This is a genomic window from Streptomyces sp. NPDC127177, from assembly GCF_042672475.1.
Lineage (GTDB): Bacteria > Actinomycetota > Actinomycetes > Streptomycetales > Streptomycetaceae > Streptomyces.
In genome coordinates this window covers 1-16,551 of the sequence record NZ_JBHXUW010000006.1, presented here as the reverse complement: position 1 = coordinate 16,551, position 16,551 = coordinate 1, and the positions used below count along the sequence as shown (strand labels likewise).

Genomic DNA, 16,551 nt, shown 5'->3' with positions numbered 1-16,551 from the left:
CGTCCTACACCGCGTCGGCCGGCACCCTGAGCGCGGCCAGCACCGGCAGATGGTCGGTGGCGGCCAGCAGGTCGCCCTCGGCCACGCCGGGCAGCCCGGCCGGGACGCCGCAGCCGAGCACTTCGATGCCCCCGGTCGCGAAGAGCGCGTCGATCCGCTTGCGCGGGTCGCCCGGCGGGAAGGTGTGCTCGCCGCCCCGGGGCCGGACCGTCCAGCAGTCCTGGAGCCGCCCGGCCAGCAGCCGGAACGCCTGCCCGCTCGGTACGTCGTTGAGGTCGCCGCCCACGACGGCGTGCTCCACGCCCATCGCGTCCAGCTGTCCGAGCAGCAGCTCCGCCTGGGCGAGGCGCTCCTCCCGCTGAAGGCTCAGATGGCAGCTCAGCACGCCGATCCGGGTGCCCGCGATCCGGACGACGGCGGTGGCGAAGCCCCTGCGGTGCAGTCCGGGGGTGAGCGGCAGCAGGACGTCCTCGGTCCGCTCCACCGTGGCGCGCAGTGAGCAGAGCAGCAGGGGTCCGGCCGCGGTGGCCCCGCCGCCGAGGACCACCAGATCGGTGGCGGCGGCGAGCCGGGCGGCGCGCTTGCGCCAGCGGAAGAAGCGCGGTGCCTCCTGGATCAGCACCAGATCGGGCGCGCAGGCGCGGATCACGCGGGCCAGTGCCGCGGGGTCGTCGCGCATCGACCGGACGTTGTAGCAGAGCACTCTGATGACGGCCGAGCCGTCCTGCTCGGTACGGGATTCTGGCAGCGACATCATGGCCATGCCGGTCACGATACGACGGACGCCCGCCGCGTCCCGAGAGGGGCGCGACGGGCGTCCGTCATGTCCGTGGTGCCGGGTCGGATCAGCCCTGCCGGGCCAGGTCCGCCGCGCCCACGAGCCCGGCCTTGCCGCCCAGTTGGGCCGCGAGCACCTGGGCGTGCGGGCGCCATTCGCCGCCGATCAGCCAGCGCCGGAACGACTTGCGGATCGGGTCGAGGACGAGCTCGCCCTCGTCCGAGACACCGCCGCCGACGATGAAGGCGGACGGGTCGAAGAGCGAGGCGAGGTCGGCGAGTCCCGCGCCGGCCCAGCGGGCCAGCTCACGGAACGAGTCGACGGCCACCGGGCAGCCCTGCCGGGCGGCCTCGCTGATGTGCTTGCCCTCGATGCCCTCGACCGTGCCGTCGCCGAGACCCAGCAGGATCGGGGCGTTCTCCGGGGTGGCGTTGGCGCGCTGCTTCGCGTACCGGACGAGCGCCCGCCCGGAGGCGTACTGCTCCCAGCAGCCCTGACTGCCGCAGCCGCAGAGCAGACCGTCCGGGACGACCCGGATGTGGCCGAACTCGGCGGCCACGCCGAAGCGTCCGCGGCGCAGCTTGTTGCCGATGATGATGCCGCCGCCGAGGCCGGTGCCGAGGGTGATGCAGATGACGTCCTCGTGGCCCTGACCGGCGCCGAAGCGGTACTCGCCCCAGGCCGCCGCGTTGGCGTCGTTCTCGACGACCACGGGAAGGCCGACGCGCTGCTCGACCTTGTCCTTGAGCGGTTCGTGCCGCCAGTTGATGTTCGGTGCGAACAGCACCGTGGCCCGCTTGTCGTCGACATACCCTGCCGCGCCGATGCCGACCGCCTCGACCGGGTGCCCCTCGCTCGCGCCGGACACCGCCGCCGCGATCGCGTCCACGATGCCTTCGGCCGTCGGCGGGGTCGACACCTTGAAGGTCGAGAGGATGTGGCCCTCTTCGTCGACCACTCCAGCTGCGATCTTCGTGCCGCCGATATCGACGCCGATGGTGAGTCCCATGAATCCCTCAGTTTCGGTCGAGCCCCGCTGGGGCAACCGTACCCGAGGCCGGGCTCCGCCCTGTCGGCGCCGGTCAGTCCAGGTCGATGTGTTCGCCGGTGCCGGGCCCCTCTTCGCGGGGGTCGGTGGCGTCGTCCGCCTTCTTTTCGGAGCCTGCGGGGTCCCCGGCACCCTGGGTCCAGCGGCGTTCCTGTCCCTCGACGGCGGAGCGGTAGGCGGCCAGCAGTTCACCGCCGGCCGCGGCGATGTGGTCGAAAACGTCTGGATTGCGCTCGATGACGGGCTCGACGGCGGACTTCGCCTGCCTGATGACCTGCTGCACCGCACCCTGGGCCGCGACGCCCAACAGCGGCGACTGGAGGGACGCGACCTTGTCGGCCACGGCGTCCATCAGCTTGCGCAGCTCCTCGGCGGCGGAGCCGGGCGGCGGGCCGTACTCGGCGCGGCGGCGGGCCTTCTCGGCGGCGAGGTCCTCGGCGCAGGCCTGCGCCCACGCGTCGTCGTCGACGGGACGATCGGTGGCTTCGCTCATGGCGGACTCCTGCGACGTGGGTGGCCGGCGGCCCGGCACACGGGACCCGTACCTACGACGTTACCCGAACGGTGACACGCCGTTCAGCTCGTCCTCGGCCACAGGTCAGGATCGGGTGTGAACCGGACGCGCAGCACGCCGTCGGTGAGCGCGGCGCCGGAGACGGTGCAGCGGCGCAGCGCCGACTCCAGGGGCACGATGCGGTGGAACGGGCCGACGGTCAGCAGGAGTTCACTGCCGCGGCGGACCAGCTGGAGGTCCTTCTTGACCGCTCCCGGCAGCCGCAGGCACCAGACGAGTATGCCGTCCGGGCCGTCACCGTCCGGGCCGTCCGGCGCGCCGGACTCCTCGATCCACCAGGGGTCCTCGGCGCGGCCGGTCTCCCTGCCGTCCGGGGCCAGGGCGAGCGGGGCGTCCCCGCCGGTCAGGGCGGCCAGGTCGGCGGGGCCCTGCGGGTCACGGCCCAGGTGCGCCACCTCGACCGGCGGGGCCTCGGCGGCCCATTCCTCGCGCCAGTGGTCGAGGCACTTCTCCTGCTGTGCGGCGAGCGCCGCGAACCAGGGGTCCGGGGAGTGCCGGGGCAGCACCCGGTTGGCCACCAGGGAGTCGGTGCGCAGCCCGTGCAGGGCGAGTCCGGTCCGGGCGGCGCGCAGCGCGTCCTCGGCGGCGGGCCCCGGTTCGGCGACGATCCGCAGGGTGGTGGCGCGGTCCTCGATGAGCGCCTGGACGGCGGCCAGTTCGGCGTCGCGGCGGGCGGCGGCCTCGTACAGCCACTGGGCCGGCATGGGTACGCCGGCCAGCTGGGCGAGCATCGGGCGCAGGGCGCGTGCGGCCTGGCGCTCCTGGGGCAGCAGCCGGCGCAGGTAGCGGCGCAGCTGTTCGGGCAGGGCCAGTACGGCGAGGGCTTCGCGCAGCGGTGGCAGGTCGACGACGAGGAGGTCGTAGCCGTCGCGGGACCAGTCGCCCTGCACGGCGCGGCGCAGGGAGTGCAGGAGGGCGAGCTGGTCGCTGCCGGGGAGTTCGGTGAGCTCCTCGCCGTCCAGCTGGTTGCCGCCGAGGAGGCCGAGCACACCGGACAGCTGGTCCTGGAGGCCCAGGAGTTCGCTGCGGAAGTGCTCCGCGGAGTCGGTCCGCACGGACCACAGGGCGTCGGTGACCTGCGCGGGTTCGGTGCCGGACGGGAAGCCGGGTATGACGTCGGCGGAGATCAGCAGGGTGCGGGCGCCCCGCCGGGAGCCGGCCAGCGCGGTCGCAGCCGCGACGGTGGTACGGCCGGCACCGCCGGGCCCGGTGACCAGGACCGTACGCACCGGATCAGGCCTTCGGGACGGACTCGACGCGCTTCTTCAGCCCGGCCAGGGCGCGGTCGATGATGACCTTCTCCGCCTTGCGCTTGATCATGCCGAGCATCGGGATCTTGACGTCGACGGTCAGCCGGTAGGTGACCTCGGTGCGGTCGCCGTCGCCGAGCGGGGCCAGCGCGTAGGAACCGTCGATGGCGCGCAGCATCTGCGACTTGACCAGGGTCCAGCTGACCTCGTAGTCGCCGATCCAGGTGTAGGCGAGGGTGTGGTCGTCCTTGATCGCCCCGGCGTCCAGGACCAGACGGACCTTCTCGGCGCGGCCGTGGTCGTCGGTGCCGAGCACCTCGGCCTCCTTGACCTCGCCGGTCCATTCCGGATAGCGGTCGAAGTCGGCGATCACGCCCATGACGTCGGCCGGTGCCGCCTCGATGGTGATGCTCGAGCTGGTGTGTTCAGCCATCGCTGTGGCCCTCCAGTGCGGTGTACCGGTCGGTCGGCAGAGGCCTGCCGCCAGAAGGCTATCGCGTGGGCGATGCGCCTCGGCCCAGGGCCTGCCGGGATGCCCGCTGGGACCGGGGTGCCGGGAGCCCCCGGCCGCACCCGGTCACCACTCCAGCGCCCACGGCCTTCCGGTCGAGGCGAAGTGGCCGACGTTCACACATTCGGTGACGCCGATCCGCATCCGGCGCACCAGCGGCTGGTGGACATGGCCGAAAACCGCGTACCGGGGGCGGGTGCGGCGGATGGCGTCGAGGAGGGCCCGGCTGCCACGTTCGAAGCGGCGCGCCACGGTGTCGTACGTCAGCTCCGGGACATCGGGCGGGATGTGTGTGCAGAGCACGTCCACCTCACCGACCGCCTCGATCTTGGCGGCGTACTCCTCGTCGCTGATCTCGTACGGGGTGCGCATCGGGGTCTGCAGGCCGCCGCCCACGAAGCCGAGGACCCGGCCGCCGATCTCGACGCGTTCGCCGTCCAGGACGGTGGTCCCGGGGCCGGCGTACTCGGGCCACAGGCCGGGGATGTCGACGTTGCCGTAGGTGGCGTACGTCGGCGTGGGCAGCGCCGCGAACATCTCGGCGTACTGCTTGCGCACCGCCGAGACGATGGCGGCGTTGCGGTCGACGCCCGCCCACAGGCCCCGGCCGAACTCCCGGGCCTCGTCGAAGCGGCGCTCGGTGCGCAGGGCGACGATCCGGTCGGCGTTCTCCACACCGAAGAGCTCGGGGAAGATGCCGCGCGAGTGGTCGGCGTAGTCGAGGAAGAGCACCAGGTCACCCAGGCAGACGAGGGCGTCGGCGCCGTCCCCCGCGCGGGCCAGCGCCTCGGTGTTGCCGTGCACGTCGCTGACCACGTGGATTCGGGTGCGCCGCCCGTCGGCGACCCCCCGGCTGTTCGGTGCGGCTCCCATGAAGATCACCCTAGGACTCCGGCGTCCACCTGGGTAGAGGCCCCGGACCTGCGGTTACTTCCGGGGCCCCGGCGGGGTGGACTACTGTGCGCGAAAGGACGGCCGACATGTGTGACGCATAAGACATCTGGCCGGAACCCCCTATCCGGAACCGCGTACCGGTGGGTAACGTCCGGGCAGTCCAGTCGTGCTCACCCCACTGAGCACCCGCCATCTTGGACCGCGCCGGTGCGTCACACAGAGCCGTGGCACCGGAGCCCGATGAGGAGCAGCAGTCTTGCGCGAGTTCAGCCTTCCGGCCCTGTACGAGGTCCCCTCGGACGGCAACCTGACGGATCTCATCCGCCGCAATGCCGCTCAGCATCCCGATGTCGCGGTGATGAGCCGCAAAGTGGCGGGCGTCTGGACGGACGTCACCGCCACCCGGTTCCTGGCCGAGGTCAGGGCCGCCGCCAAGGGGCTGATCGCCGCCGGTGTCCAGCCCGGTGACCGGGTCGCCCTGATGTCCCGCACCCGCTACGAGTGGGTGCAGCTGGACTTCGCGATCTGGAGCGCGGGCGCCGTCACCGTGCCGGTGTACGAGACCAGTTCCGCCGAGCAGGTCCAGTGGATCCTCGGTGACTCGGGGGCCGTCGCGGTACTGGTGGAGAGCGACGCGCACGCCGAGGCCGTTGCCTCCGTGCGCGACCGGCTGCCGGAGCTGCGCCACGTATGGCAGATCGACAAGGGCGCGGTCGACACGCTCACCGCGTCGGGTGCGGAGGTCTCCGAGGAGACCGTGGACCTGCGCAGCACGAGCGCCAAGGCCGACGACCCGGCCACCATCGTCTACACCTCCGGTACCACCGGCCGTCCCAAGGGATGTGTGCTGACGCACCGGAGCTTCTTCGCGGAGTGCGGCAACGTGGTGGAGCGGCTCAAGCCCCTCTTCCGTACCGGCGAGTGCTCGGTGCTGCTCTTCCTGCCGGCCGCGCACGTCTTCGGACGGCTGGTCGAGGTCGCCTCGGTGATGGCCCCGATCAAGCTCGGCTGCGTACCGGACATCAAGAACCTCACCGATGAACTGGCCGCGTTCCGGCCGACCCTGATCCTCGGGGTGCCGCGGGTCTTCGAGAAGGTGTACAACTCGGCGCGCGCCAAGGCGCAGGCCGACGGCAAGGGCAAGATCTTCGACAAGGCCGCGAACACGGCGATCGCCTACAGCCGCGCGCTGGGCACGTCTCAGGGCCCTTCCGTGGGCCTGAAGTTCAAGCACAAGGTGTTCGACCGGCTGGTCTACAGCAAGCTGCGGGCCGTGCTCGGCGGACGCGGCGAGTACGCGATCTCCGGCGGCGCGCCGCTCGGTGAGCGGCTCGGCCACTTCTACCGCGGGATCGGCTTCACCGTCCTGGAGGGCTACGGCCTGACCGAGACGTGCGCGGCGACCGCCTTCAACCCGTGGGACCGGCAGAAGATCGGCACGGTCGGCCAGCCGCTGCCCGGCTCGGTGGTGCGGATCGCCGACGACGGCGAGGTGCTGCTGCACGGCGAGCACCTGTTCTCCGGATACTGGAACAACGAGTCGGCGACGGCCGAGGCGCTGGCCGACGGCTGGTTCCACACCGGCGACATCGGCACCCTCGACGAGGACGGCTACCTCGCGATCACCGGCCGCAAGAAGGAGATCATCGTCACGGCCGGCGGCAAGAACGTCGCCCCCGCCGTCATCGAGGACCGCATCCGCGGGCACGCCCTAGTGGCTGAGTGCATGGTGGTCGGTGACGGACGCCCGTTCGTGGGCGCGCTGGTGACGCTCGACGAGGAGTTCCTGGGCCACTGGGCCGAGGAGCACGGCAAGCCCGTCGGCTCGACCGCCCTGTCGCTGCGCGAGGACCCGGAGCTGCTGGCCGAGGTACAGCGCGCGATCGACGACGGCAACGCCGCGGTGTCCAAGGCGGAGTCCGTACGCAAGTTCCGCGTGCTGGCCGCCCAGTTCACCGAGGAGGCGGGTCACATCACACCGTCCCTGAAGCTGAAGCGGAACGTGGTGGCGAAGGACTTCGCGGACGAGGTGGAGTCGATCTACCGCGCCTGACCCGGGCATGGGCGGACGGGGCCCCGGTGTGCGGGCCCCTTCCGCCTGCCCGGACTCAGAGCAGCGCCCTGAGCTTCTGGGCCAGCAGGTCCCAGCGCCACTTCTCCTCGACCCAGGCCCGGCCCCGCTCCCCCATCCGCCGGCGCAGCTCCGCGTCGCCGAGCAGTGCGACGATCCGCTCCGCCGTCTCCTCGGCCGAGCCGCCGCGCACCACCCACCCGGTCTCGCCGTCGAGCACAGCGTCCGGGGCGCCGCCGGAGTCGCCCGCCACGACGGGCAGTCCGGTCGCGGACGCCTCCAGGTAGACGATGCCGAGGCCCTCCACGTCGAGGCCGCCGCGCCGGGTGCGGCACGGCATCGCGAAGACGTCGCCTGCCCCGTAGTGCGCGGGCAGCTCCTCCCAGGGAACCGGACCGGTGAACCGCACCGAGTCCTGCACCCCGGTCCGGGCTGCCAGCTTCCGCAGCTCGCCGGCGTACGGCCCGCCGCCGACGATCAGGAGCACGGCCTCGGGCACCTGGGCCAGGATCGCGGGCATCGCGAGGATCAGGGTGTCCTGGCCCTTGCGGGGCACCAGCCGGGAGACGCAGACGACGACCGGCCGGTCGGTGAGCCCGAGCCCGGCCCGGACCAGATCGCCGCCGGAGTCCGGGTGGAAGGTCTTCTCGTCCACGCCGGGCGGCAGCTGCACCATGCGGTCGGCGGCCTCCGGGGTGAGCGCCGCGGCGATCCGGGAGCGGGTGTACTCGCCGAGATAGGTGATCGTGTCCGTGCCCTCGCCGATCCGCCGCAGCAGCTGCCGGGAGGCGGGCAGCTGGGCCCAGCCGGCCTCGTGCCCGTGCGTGGTGGCGACCAGCCGGCGCGCACCGGCTCTGCGCAGCGCCGGTGCCATCAGCCCGAGCGGGGCGGCGGCGCCGAACCAGACGGACGAGCAGCCGTGGGTGCGCAGCAGCTGGGCGGCGCTCCGGGTGACCCGCGGGGTCGGCAGCAGCATCGTCGTACGGTCGCGGACCACGGTGAAGGGCTGCTCGGCGTCGAAGGCGGCGGTGGCGGCCGCGCCCTCGGGCCCGCGCTTCCAGGTGGAGGCGTAGACGACGATCCGGTCCGGGTCCAGGCGGAGCGCCATGTTGTGCAGGAACGCCTGGATGCCACCGGGGCGGGGCGGGAAGTCGTTGGTCACGATCAAGGTCTTGTCCATCGCCGCCGACAGTACCGGGCGGCCCCGCCTGATGACTCCCGCACAGACCGGGCGGGCATCATGGCTGCTTCGTACTACCGATGGAACGGACGAGGGCGGTCATGACGGGTTCGAACGGCACACGTCCGACGGCCTTCGCGGTGTGGGCGCTCACCAGATCCCTGCTGCTGCTCTGTGTCGTCAAGGTCCTCACGCTGCCGGGCCCGGACGTGACGAGCGACGTGTCGGTGATCTACCACGGCTGGTACGAGGTGCTGAGCTCGGGCAGCTACCCGCGGTCCGACGTCACCTGGCAGTACCCGCCGGCCGCGGCGCTCGCGATCCTCTCCCCCGGGCTGCTGCCGTTCCTTGACTACGCCTCGGCCTTCTTCGTCCTGGCGTTCCTCTGCGACGCGCTGGTGCTGGGGCTGCTGCTCCACGCGGGCCGTGGCACCGCCCGGCGGACGGCCGGGGCCTGGGTGTGGGTGGCGGGGGTTCCGCTGCTCGGCACGACCGCGTACGCCCGCTACGACGTGATGGTGACGGCCGTCGCGGTGGCGGCGCTGCTGGCCGGGGTACGGCATCCACGCGTGCTGGGGGCGCTGGCGGCCTTCGGGGCGCTGCTGAAGGTGTGGCCCGTGCTGATCCTGGCCGGCACCGCGCGCGGGCGGCGTACGCGGCTGGCGTGGACGACGGCGGCCGGGGTGATGCTCGGGCTGCTGGGTCTGTGCGCGGCGGTGGCGCCCGGCTCGCTCGCCTTCCTCGGGTTCCAGCGCGACCGGGGCACCGAGGTCGAGTCGCTGGGGGCGCTGGTCTTCCATGTGGCGCGGCAGTTCGGCTGGCAGGGCCGGGTGGAGCTGAACTACGGCTCGCTGGAGTTCCTGGGCCCGCACGTGCCGCTGGTGAGCACGCTGGCGCTGGGGCTGAGCGTGCTCGCGTTCGGCTGGCTGCTGGTGTGGCGGCTGCGGGCTCGCACGTTCGGGGTGAGCACGCCGGCGGACGCGGCGTTCACCGCGGTGCTGCTCTTCACCACCACGAGCCGGGTGATCAGCCCCCAGTACATGCTGTGGCTGGTCGGTCTGGCGGCGGTGTGCCTGGTCTTCCGGGAGAGCCGGATGACTCTGCCGGCCTGCCTGGTGCTGGCGGCGACGGGCGTGACCCAGCTGGAGTTCCCGCTCGGCTTCGGCCATGTGGTGACGAGCGACGCGACGGGCGTGACCCTGATGTTCCTGCGCAACGGTCTGCTGGTCGCCGCGACGCTGATCGCGGGCGGGCGGCTGTGGCGGGAGACGGTACCGCCGCGGGACCGGGCCGAGCCCGCGTCCGCGGAGGAGCGGGAGCCGGTCGCGGGCTGAGCCCCTGCCGGGCCCCGCGGTCAGCCGAGCCGGTCGGTCAGGTACTCCCGCCAGCGCGCGGTGAAGTCCTGCGGAGTGGTGCCGAGCACCTCGTGCAGGGCCTGCTCCACCGCCCCGTCCCGCCCTGAGTGCCCTCCGACGGCCCGGTAGAAGGCGAACAGCTTCTCCTCGCCCCAATGTCCGGCGATGAGCTCACAGGCCAGCCAGCCGCCCTCGTAGGCCCTCGCCAGCCGGTCCGCGTCGCCGTCGAAGCCGAAGTCCTCGTCGGTGGGCAGGACGGCGGGCAGATCGCCGCCCCCGACGGCGTCGGCCAGCTCCGGCGCTATCTCGGCGGCGGTGCGCTGCTCGGCCCGGTAGGCCGCCCAGTCCGCGAAGCCCTCGGAGAGCCAGGTCGGGGTGGCGGCCGAGGTACGGGTGCGGGTGGCCACATGGGTGGTCTCGTGGGTGAGGACGACGCGCTGCCCGAAGTCGCCGAGCAGTGCGTACGCCTGCGGGTTGACGATCACCCGGTCGGCGGGCGCGGTGCCCGAGCCGCCGGTCTCGCCGGTGGTGACGGCCGCTATGCCCCGGTAGTTCGCGGCGGGCGAGCCGAGCAGCTCCGCCATGTCCTTCACGGTGTCCGGGACCAGCACGACGACGCGCCCGGCCCACTTCTCCGGCCAGGCGTCGGAGACGGCGGGCACCGCCCGGTCCGCGGTGGCCGCGATCCGGGTCAGCTCGTCGCGGGAGCGGCCGACGCCCAGCACCAGGCTGTGCGTGCCGCGCACCACCTCGACGTCGCCCTGCTGCCAGAGCTGCCGGCCGCCGCCCTCGGCCGGCCGGTCGGCGGTGATGTACCAGCGGCCGTCCGCCCGCTCCAGGTCGAGCACCCGGTCCACGGAGACCGGTGCGCTGTCGTAGCCCTTGATCCGGTAGCCGAGCCGGACGTCGGCGGTGGCCCGGTCCGCGCCGTGCGGCGTGACGTCCGTCAGCCGGTACGTCCAGGAGCCGATCGGCATGTCCGCGAGGTGGCCGAGTTCCTTGCGCTGCGCGGTCCGCAGGTCGGTGGCGTCCGGGGCGACGACGGCGGCATAGCCGTCCGCGTCGTGGTGCAGCACCGCCTCGGCCCGGCGGTCCAGGGTGGCGCGGATGTCGCGGGCCGTGGTGTCCGGGACGTCGGCGGCCGGGGCCGAGCAGGCCGTGGCGCACAGCAGTGCGGCGAGCACGGCACCCGCCGCGCGCCGCCGCCCGTCCGTACCGCGCGCCCGCTCCGCGGTGCGCCCCTGATCAGCCACATGACCGAGGGTACGGGCTGTCCGTGGGGTCAGACCCTGGTCACCGAGGAGACGGGCATCATGCCGACGGGGTCATAGCGGACCGGGGCGCCGGGGTACGGGGCGTGGATGACCTGGCCGTTCCCCACGTACATCCCGATATGGCTCGCGTCCGCACGGTAGGCGACCAGGTCGCCCGGGCGGGCCTCGGAGAGCGGCACCATACGGCCGGCGTACCGCTGGGCCTGCGAGGTGCGGGGCAGGCTGACCCCGGCCTGGGCGTACGCCCACTGCATCAGCCCGGAGCAGTCGAATCCGGAGGGTCCGTTCGCACCCCAGACGTACGGGCGGCCCAGTGCCCCCTGGACGGCCATGACGGCGGCCGCCGCCCGCCCCGAGCCCGCCGGGAGCCCGGCCGCCATCGCCATCATGCCGTCCCGGCCGCCGCGCGAGGCCCGTTCGAAGGCGGCCCGGTCGGCGCCGGGCAGCGCCTTCAGCAGCTGCCTGGCCTCGGTGAGCTTGCGTACGACGGTGCGCTTGTGGCGGCTGAGGGCCGCGCGGTTGCGCTCCAGGCCGGCCAGCGAGCGGGCCGCCTCGGCCCGGGTCTGGGCGAGGGCCCGCTGGGCCTTGCGGAGTTCGGTCAGGGCGAGGGCCCGGCTGTCGTTCGCCCGGCCCAGCACGGCGGCCCGCTCCAGGTAGTTGTCCGGGTCGGAGGAGAGCAGCAGGGCGAGCGAGGGGTCGATACCGCCCGAGCGGTACTGCGCGCGGGCGGTGGAGCCCAGCTCCGTACGCATCCCGTTGACCCGCTCCTGGCCCCGGGCCGCCCGGTCCTGGGCCCTGCGCACCTCACCGCGCAGCCGTCCGGCGTTCTCACCGGCCTTGTTGTACTGCTCGGTGGCGCGCTCGGCCTCGGTGTAGAGGCGGTCGACCCGGGCCCCGGCGGCCTGCGGGGTGTCGTGCGGCTCGGCGTTCGCGGTGGCCGCGCCGAGTGTCGCGGCGGCGGTCGCCGCCGCGGCCGACAGGACAGTGACCCGGACGCTCCGGCTCACGCCGGGCTGTGTGGAACGGCGATGGGACACCACAGGACGCCGCACTCCCTTCCGCTGTACGCAGATGTGCGCAACCCCTGCCGCCCGGGGCGGGCGGACCGACGAACGGGAGCTGCACAGCAGGCAGACAGTAGTCGCGCGATCACGGAGCGGACAAAGACCGCGCCGGGCCGAAGGGGTGCGGAAACAGCTGCGCCCCGCCGGTGACCTGTGGTCTCCGGCAGGGCGGGCAGTCAGTACGGGGCGCGGGAATTCGCCCGTTCGGGCGTGATCAGATGCGTACGGCGGTCTGGTAGGCGCCGACCGTGTTCATCGACTCGTAGCGGACCACGGCGCCCGGCTTCGGGGCGTGCAGCACGGTGTTGTTGCCCGCGTAGAGCGCCACGTGCGAGGTGTTGCTGAAGAAGACCAGGTCGCCCGGCTTGAGCTGGCTGCGTGCGATCTGGGTGCCCTGGTTGATCTGGGTGTAGGTGGTGCGGGTGATCTGGGCACCGGCCTGGGCGTAGGCCCACTGGGTCAGGCCCGAGCAGTCGTAGGAGCTGGGGCCGGTGCCTCCGGAGACGTACGGCTTGCCGACCTGCGTGGAGGCGGCCTGGAGGGCGGCGCCACCGACGTTGGAGGCCGGGGCCTCGTTGCCGAGGTCGATGCGGTCTCCGGCGTCACGGCTGGCGCGCAGGTCGTCCTGGCGCATCTGCTCCTGCTCGGCGGCGGTGAGGGTGTTGAGCACCTTCTGTGCCTCGGCGAGCTTGCCCTGCTGCTTCTTCTTCTTCTCACCGAGCGTCTTGCGGACGTCGGCGAGGTCGCTCAGCTTGTCCTGGGCCTCCTTGCGCTCCTGCGCGAGGGACCGCTGCTTCTCCTGGATCTTCGCCAGCGATTCGGCCTGCTTGGCCGTCAGCTGGTCCAGGGACGAGGCCTGGTCGAGGAAGCTGTCCGGGTCCGAGGCGAGGAAGAGCTGCACGGAGGGGTCGATTCCTCCGGAGCGGTACTGCGCGGCGGCGAGCGAACCGAGCCCGGAGCGCAGCGTGTTGAGCTCCTCCTGACCGCGGGCGACCTTGTCCTGGATCGCGTCGACCTGCTTCTGGAGCTTGGTCTGCTGCTCCTTGGCCCCGCTGTACTGCTCGGTGGCCACCTCGGCCTCGTGGTAGAGCTTGTCGACCTTCGCCTTGACCTCGCTCTTGGTCGGCTTGGGGTCGGCGTGGGCGGCCTGGGAGGTCAGGGCCACGGCTGCGGCAGCAGTCGCGGTGAGCACGGTCACACGGGCGCGGCTCGGCTGCTTGGGACGACGGTGGGACGCCACGGAGGCGAGCTCCTTCTTCCTCGAGCCGCCTACCGGGCTGTGGGGGACAAGATCCCCGGCTCCGTGTACGTCACGGACTCGGCGGTTCCTTCACTGCCACCCCGGATGGGTGATCAACCGTGCGAAGGTTCGAGGCCTGACCCTAGTGACCATCTTGTGATCAGTTCAAATCCTCACGAGAAATATCTCGTCACAGCGGGTACTTCTTTACCCACATCACACTGCGTGTAGTGGTGATTTGACGGACCGTTCCAAGAACTCCGGCATGCCGCAACAAGTACCACTAAACACGCGAAAGCCGCTTCAGGAGCAAGGCGGACGCAACGGGCCTGGCTCCCGCCTTCGCCACTCCGTCGGCCACCTCGCGGTCGGTGGAGACCACCACGACGGGCCGTCCGGACGGTTCGGCACGCGCCAGTTGGCGGATGAGCTCGTCCGCCGTGACGCCCGCCTTGCTGAACAGGACCCGTACCCCGCGCGGCGGCGCGAGCAGCACCGGGGCGGCCAGCTCGGCCCCGTCGAAGACGCAGGTCATCTCGGCGCCCGTCTGGGCGGCGAGCATCGACAGGCCGCCCAACAGCCGCAGCCGCTGCTTCTCCAGGGGCATCTGCGGATAGCCGGTCTTGGTGACGTTGTAGCCGTCCACGATCAGATGCGCCTGGGGCAGCGCGAGCAGTTGGTCCAGCAGCGCCGGATCGGTCTCCGAAAGGGCCCTGGCGGCAATGTCCTTGGGTGACATCCGGCCAGGCTCGACGGCGTCGACGCTGTCCGCGGGACGCATCGAGGAAGGGGGCAGCGCCAGTTCGCGCCGCAGCCCGCCGGCCGCTTCGAGCACCGTGTCCAGCAGCAGCCGCAGCCGCATGTCCTCGACCGAGCGCCCCTCACGGGCGGCCCGGCGCCCCGCCTCGACGGACGCCTCCGCCTCACCGAGCCGCGCCCGCAGCCTCCGGGTCTCGCTCTCCGCCGCGGACACCTGGGCGGCGGCCTCGGCCCGGACGGCGTCGCTCTCGGCCCTGCCCCGGCGCAGCGCGGCCTCGCCGCGCTTCACCTCGTTGGCCGCGCTGCGCAGTTTGCGCTGGAGAGACTCGGTCTCCTTGCGGGCGGCGTCGAGGTCGGCCCGGAGCCGTTCGGTCTCGCTCTTCGTCTGCGCACGGGCCTGGGCCAGTTCCTCGCGCAGCCGTTCCAGTTCACGACGGCTCTCGTCGTCGGCCCGCTCCGCGTCGGCCCGCTCGGCCTCCTCGCCGGCGGCGGCGAGCAGCTTCACCCAGCCGGCCGGACGCAGCACATAGGCGGCGGCGGCCACATCGACGGGGTCGGCGGCGGCGGGCGGCGAACCGGCCTCCAGGGCGGCACTCAGCTCCGGCTGGGTCTCCCTCAGCCGTTCACCGATCCGCCGGCGGAACGGCGCGTCGCCCTCCAGGGCGGCCGCCATCGCGTTCCCGGCGAACTTGGCACGCCGACTGGGCGTGAAACGGGCGTACTGTCTGAGCTGGGCCGGGAGTTCGGTGACCGTGAGGCCACCGAACGCGTCCGAAACCAGCGCGACGACCCGACGCCGTACGCCTTCGGGCAGCGGGCGGTCGAGCGCCTCCACGGCGTCGTCGGCCGCATCGGCCGACGCGGCGCCGCCAGCGGGCTGCTCCACCATCCGTCACCTCAAACTGTATGTCCGCACGGCCCCGTCAGGAGTCGGCACCCGGCCTGTCGACTAGCTCGATCTGGTCCACCGCGTTGCACCAACGGCAGCGCACCGACTCGATGGTCTCACTGACCACCTCGCGTTCCTCGACGCTCGACTCCCCGGCCAGGTCGAGATGGACGTACTCGACCACTTTGGAGGAGCGCGTCACGTCGAAACGCGTGAGGTTTCCGCAGAGCGTGCAGCGCCAGCGGGTCGCCTCTGTCGGCTGGGGAACAGTCGTCATCGTTGCGTCCTCTTGTCTCGAACCTCGTGCTGCCACATAAGGATCTCGCGGTGCGCCGTCGAACTGCGGATGTCCTCCCGTAACCCTACGGCCTCACCGCTTGCCACCGGCACGGCGAGGCGGTCTGTCCGGTTCTCTCCGCTTGCGTCATGCTCTGATCATGATCGATCGGCGGGCTGCGGCCGGCAGACTCCTGCGGGCGGCCACCTCGGGCGGGCCGCCGGTGACCTACGCCCTCATCGCGCTGTGCTGTGTGGTCTTCGCGATCAGCCCGCTCTCCGGCCTCGCCCCGGTGTACGGCAGCGCGGACGCGCTGCTCTCCGCCCAGGCCGGGTACTTCGAGCGCTGGGGCGTGATCCCCAGCGAACTGTGGGACGGCTCCGCGCACGCCCTGCTCACCCCGCTCACCGCGCTCTTCGTGCACGGCAGCTGGCTGCATCTGCTCGGCAACATACTGTTCCTGTACGTGTTCGGGGCGATGACCGAGGAACGCATGGGCCACGCCGAGTTCGCGTTCTTCTACCTCGGCTGCGGCTACCTCGCCCTGCTCGCCTACGCGGCCGCGCACGCCACTTCCGACCAGACGCTCGTCGGCGCGTCGGGGGCGATCTCGGCGGTGCTGGGCGCCTTCCTCTACCTGTTCCCACGAGCGCGGGTCACCAGCGTGTTCCCGTTCCTGCTCTTCCTGCCGCTGCGCTTCCCCGCCTGGATCGTGCTGATCTTCTGGTTCGTCCTGCAGTGGCTCGCCGCCGAGGGTGCGGGCAGCGGGCCGGGCGTGGCCTACCTGGCCCATGTGGTCGGCTTCGCGGTCGGCTTCCTCTACGCATGGGGGCGCTTCCGGCGTGAGGCTCGGGCCTTGCGTCCGGATCAGGCCGGATCCGGATAAGGGAGCGGGGTCCGGTGCGGGCAGCTGCAAGGCGGAGGAGGGAGTCACCGCGGAGCATTGGTGAGCGACGACAACGCCGCAGATGCCCGCACCGGACCCCGCGAGCCCGGCATGATCCGGGCGCAAGGCCCTAGAGTGAAGTCTCCAGCCACGGCCACCGAGGGAGAAAGCCAGCCGTGATCACCGCGATCGTGCTCATCAAAACCAGCGTGGACCGGATTCCCGAGATCGCCGAGGCCGTCGCGGCGCTGGACAGCGTCAGCGAGGTCTTCTCGGTCACCGGTACCTACGACCTGATCGCCATGGTCCGGGTGGCCAAGCACGACGATCTCGCTGATGTCATCCCCGGCCGGATCAGCAAGATCCCGGGCGTCGAGGGGACCGACACCCATGTGGCGTTCCGTACGTACTCGCAGCACGATCTGGAGGCGGCCTTCGCCATCGGCCTGGACGGCTGAGGACTGCCCCGCATATACGTTCGGCCGGTACGGACTGCTGTCC

At 72.3% G+C, this 16,551-nt stretch carries 16 protein-coding genes; 4 read left to right on the top strand and 12 right to left on the bottom strand.

Annotation, left to right across the window (positions count from 1 at the left end; all coding sequences use genetic code 11):
• Positions 1-4: 4 nt before the first annotated feature.
• From ACFVJX_RS06280 to ACFVJX_RS06255, 6 genes are all read right to left on the bottom strand, one after another.
• Positions 5-763 carry an endonuclease/exonuclease/phosphatase family protein gene (locus ACFVJX_RS06280; protein ID WP_384128815.1) on the bottom strand — a complete coding sequence of 253 codons (759 nt, stop codon included), beginning with the start codon at positions 761-763 and terminating at the stop codon, positions 5-7.
• An 82-nt stretch (positions 764-845) separates the two neighbouring features.
• The gene (locus ACFVJX_RS06275; protein WP_384128817.1) at positions 846-1,787 is read right to left on the bottom strand and encodes an ROK family glucokinase; all 942 of its coding nucleotides are present in this window, start codon (positions 1,785-1,787) and stop codon (positions 846-848) included.
• A gap of 73 nt (positions 1,788-1,860) precedes the next feature.
• On the bottom strand, positions 1,861-2,319 hold the full coding sequence (locus ACFVJX_RS06270) for a DUF5304 domain-containing protein (RefSeq protein ID WP_384128820.1): 459 nt from the start codon (positions 2,317-2,319) through the stop codon (positions 1,861-1,863).
• Positions 2,320-2,402: 83 nt separating this feature from the next.
• Positions 2,403-3,629, bottom strand: coding sequence for an ArsA family ATPase (locus tag ACFVJX_RS06265; protein WP_384128822.1), 1,227 nt, complete (start codon positions 3,627-3,629; stop codon positions 2,403-2,405).
• 4 nt (positions 3,630-3,633) lie between these two features.
• Positions 3,634-4,083 carry an SRPBCC family protein gene (locus tag ACFVJX_RS06260; RefSeq protein ID WP_384128824.1) on the bottom strand — a complete coding sequence of 150 codons (450 nt, stop codon included), beginning with the start codon at positions 4,081-4,083 and terminating at the stop codon, positions 3,634-3,636.
• A gap of 144 nt (positions 4,084-4,227) precedes the next feature.
• The gene (locus tag ACFVJX_RS06255; protein ID WP_384128826.1) at positions 4,228-5,034 is read right to left on the bottom strand and encodes a metallophosphoesterase; all 807 of its coding nucleotides are present in this window, start codon (positions 5,032-5,034) and stop codon (positions 4,228-4,230) included.
• A 277-nt stretch (positions 5,035-5,311) separates the two neighbouring features.
• Between ACFVJX_RS06255 and ACFVJX_RS06250 the strand changes: the two genes are divergently transcribed.
• Positions 5,312-7,108, top strand: a complete 1,797-nt coding sequence (locus ACFVJX_RS06250) for an AMP-dependent synthetase/ligase (RefSeq protein WP_384128828.1) — start codon at positions 5,312-5,314, stop codon at positions 7,106-7,108.
• Between the two features lie 55 nt (positions 7,109-7,163).
• Here the strand turns inward: ACFVJX_RS06250 and ACFVJX_RS06245 are convergent, their stop codons facing one another.
• Complete coding sequence (locus ACFVJX_RS06245; RefSeq protein ID WP_384128830.1) at positions 7,164-8,306, bottom strand: glycosyltransferase family 4 protein; 1,143 nt, start codon at positions 8,304-8,306, stop codon at positions 7,164-7,166.
• Between the two features lie 101 nt (positions 8,307-8,407).
• Between ACFVJX_RS06245 and ACFVJX_RS06240 the strand changes: the two genes are divergently transcribed.
• Entirely contained in the window at positions 8,408-9,640 is a 1,233-nt protein-coding gene (locus tag ACFVJX_RS06240; RefSeq protein ID WP_384128897.1) for a glycosyltransferase 87 family protein, read from the top strand.
• Between the two features lie 20 nt (positions 9,641-9,660).
• Here the strand turns inward: ACFVJX_RS06240 and ACFVJX_RS06235 are convergent, their stop codons facing one another.
• The 5 genes from ACFVJX_RS06235 to ACFVJX_RS06215 form a co-directional block, all read right to left on the bottom strand.
• Positions 9,661-10,914 (bottom strand): hypothetical protein, encoded by a 1,254-nt coding sequence (locus tag ACFVJX_RS06235; protein WP_384128832.1) that lies wholly within the window; start codon positions 10,912-10,914, stop codon positions 9,661-9,663.
• 29 nt (positions 10,915-10,943) lie between these two features.
• The gene (locus ACFVJX_RS06230) at positions 10,944-11,975 is read right to left on the bottom strand and encodes an NlpC/P60 family protein (protein ID WP_384128834.1); all 1,032 of its coding nucleotides are present in this window, start codon (positions 11,973-11,975) and stop codon (positions 10,944-10,946) included.
• 238 nt (positions 11,976-12,213) lie between these two features.
• Complete coding sequence (locus ACFVJX_RS06225) at positions 12,214-13,239, bottom strand: NlpC/P60 family protein (protein ID WP_384128836.1); 1,026 nt, start codon at positions 13,237-13,239, stop codon at positions 12,214-12,216.
• Positions 13,240-13,522: 283 nt separating this feature from the next.
• On the bottom strand, positions 13,523-14,884 hold the full coding sequence (locus ACFVJX_RS06220) for an NYN domain-containing protein (RefSeq protein ID WP_384128838.1): 1,362 nt from the start codon (positions 14,882-14,884) through the stop codon (positions 13,523-13,525).
• Positions 14,885-14,921: 37 nt separating this feature from the next.
• The gene (locus ACFVJX_RS06215) at positions 14,922-15,164 is read right to left on the bottom strand and encodes a hypothetical protein (protein WP_024494175.1); all 243 of its coding nucleotides are present in this window, start codon (positions 15,162-15,164) and stop codon (positions 14,922-14,924) included.
• Between the two features lie 160 nt (positions 15,165-15,324).
• On the opposite strand from ACFVJX_RS06215, the gene ACFVJX_RS06210 reads away from it, so the two are divergent.
• On the top strand, positions 15,325-16,050 hold the full coding sequence (locus tag ACFVJX_RS06210; RefSeq protein WP_384128841.1) for a rhomboid family intramembrane serine protease: 726 nt from the start codon (positions 15,325-15,327) through the stop codon (positions 16,048-16,050).
• 176 nt (positions 16,051-16,226) lie between these two features.
• Positions 16,227-16,508 (top strand): Lrp/AsnC family transcriptional regulator, encoded by a 282-nt coding sequence (locus ACFVJX_RS06205; protein WP_384128843.1) that lies wholly within the window; start codon positions 16,227-16,229, stop codon positions 16,506-16,508.
• Positions 16,509-16,551 lie beyond the last annotated feature (43 nt).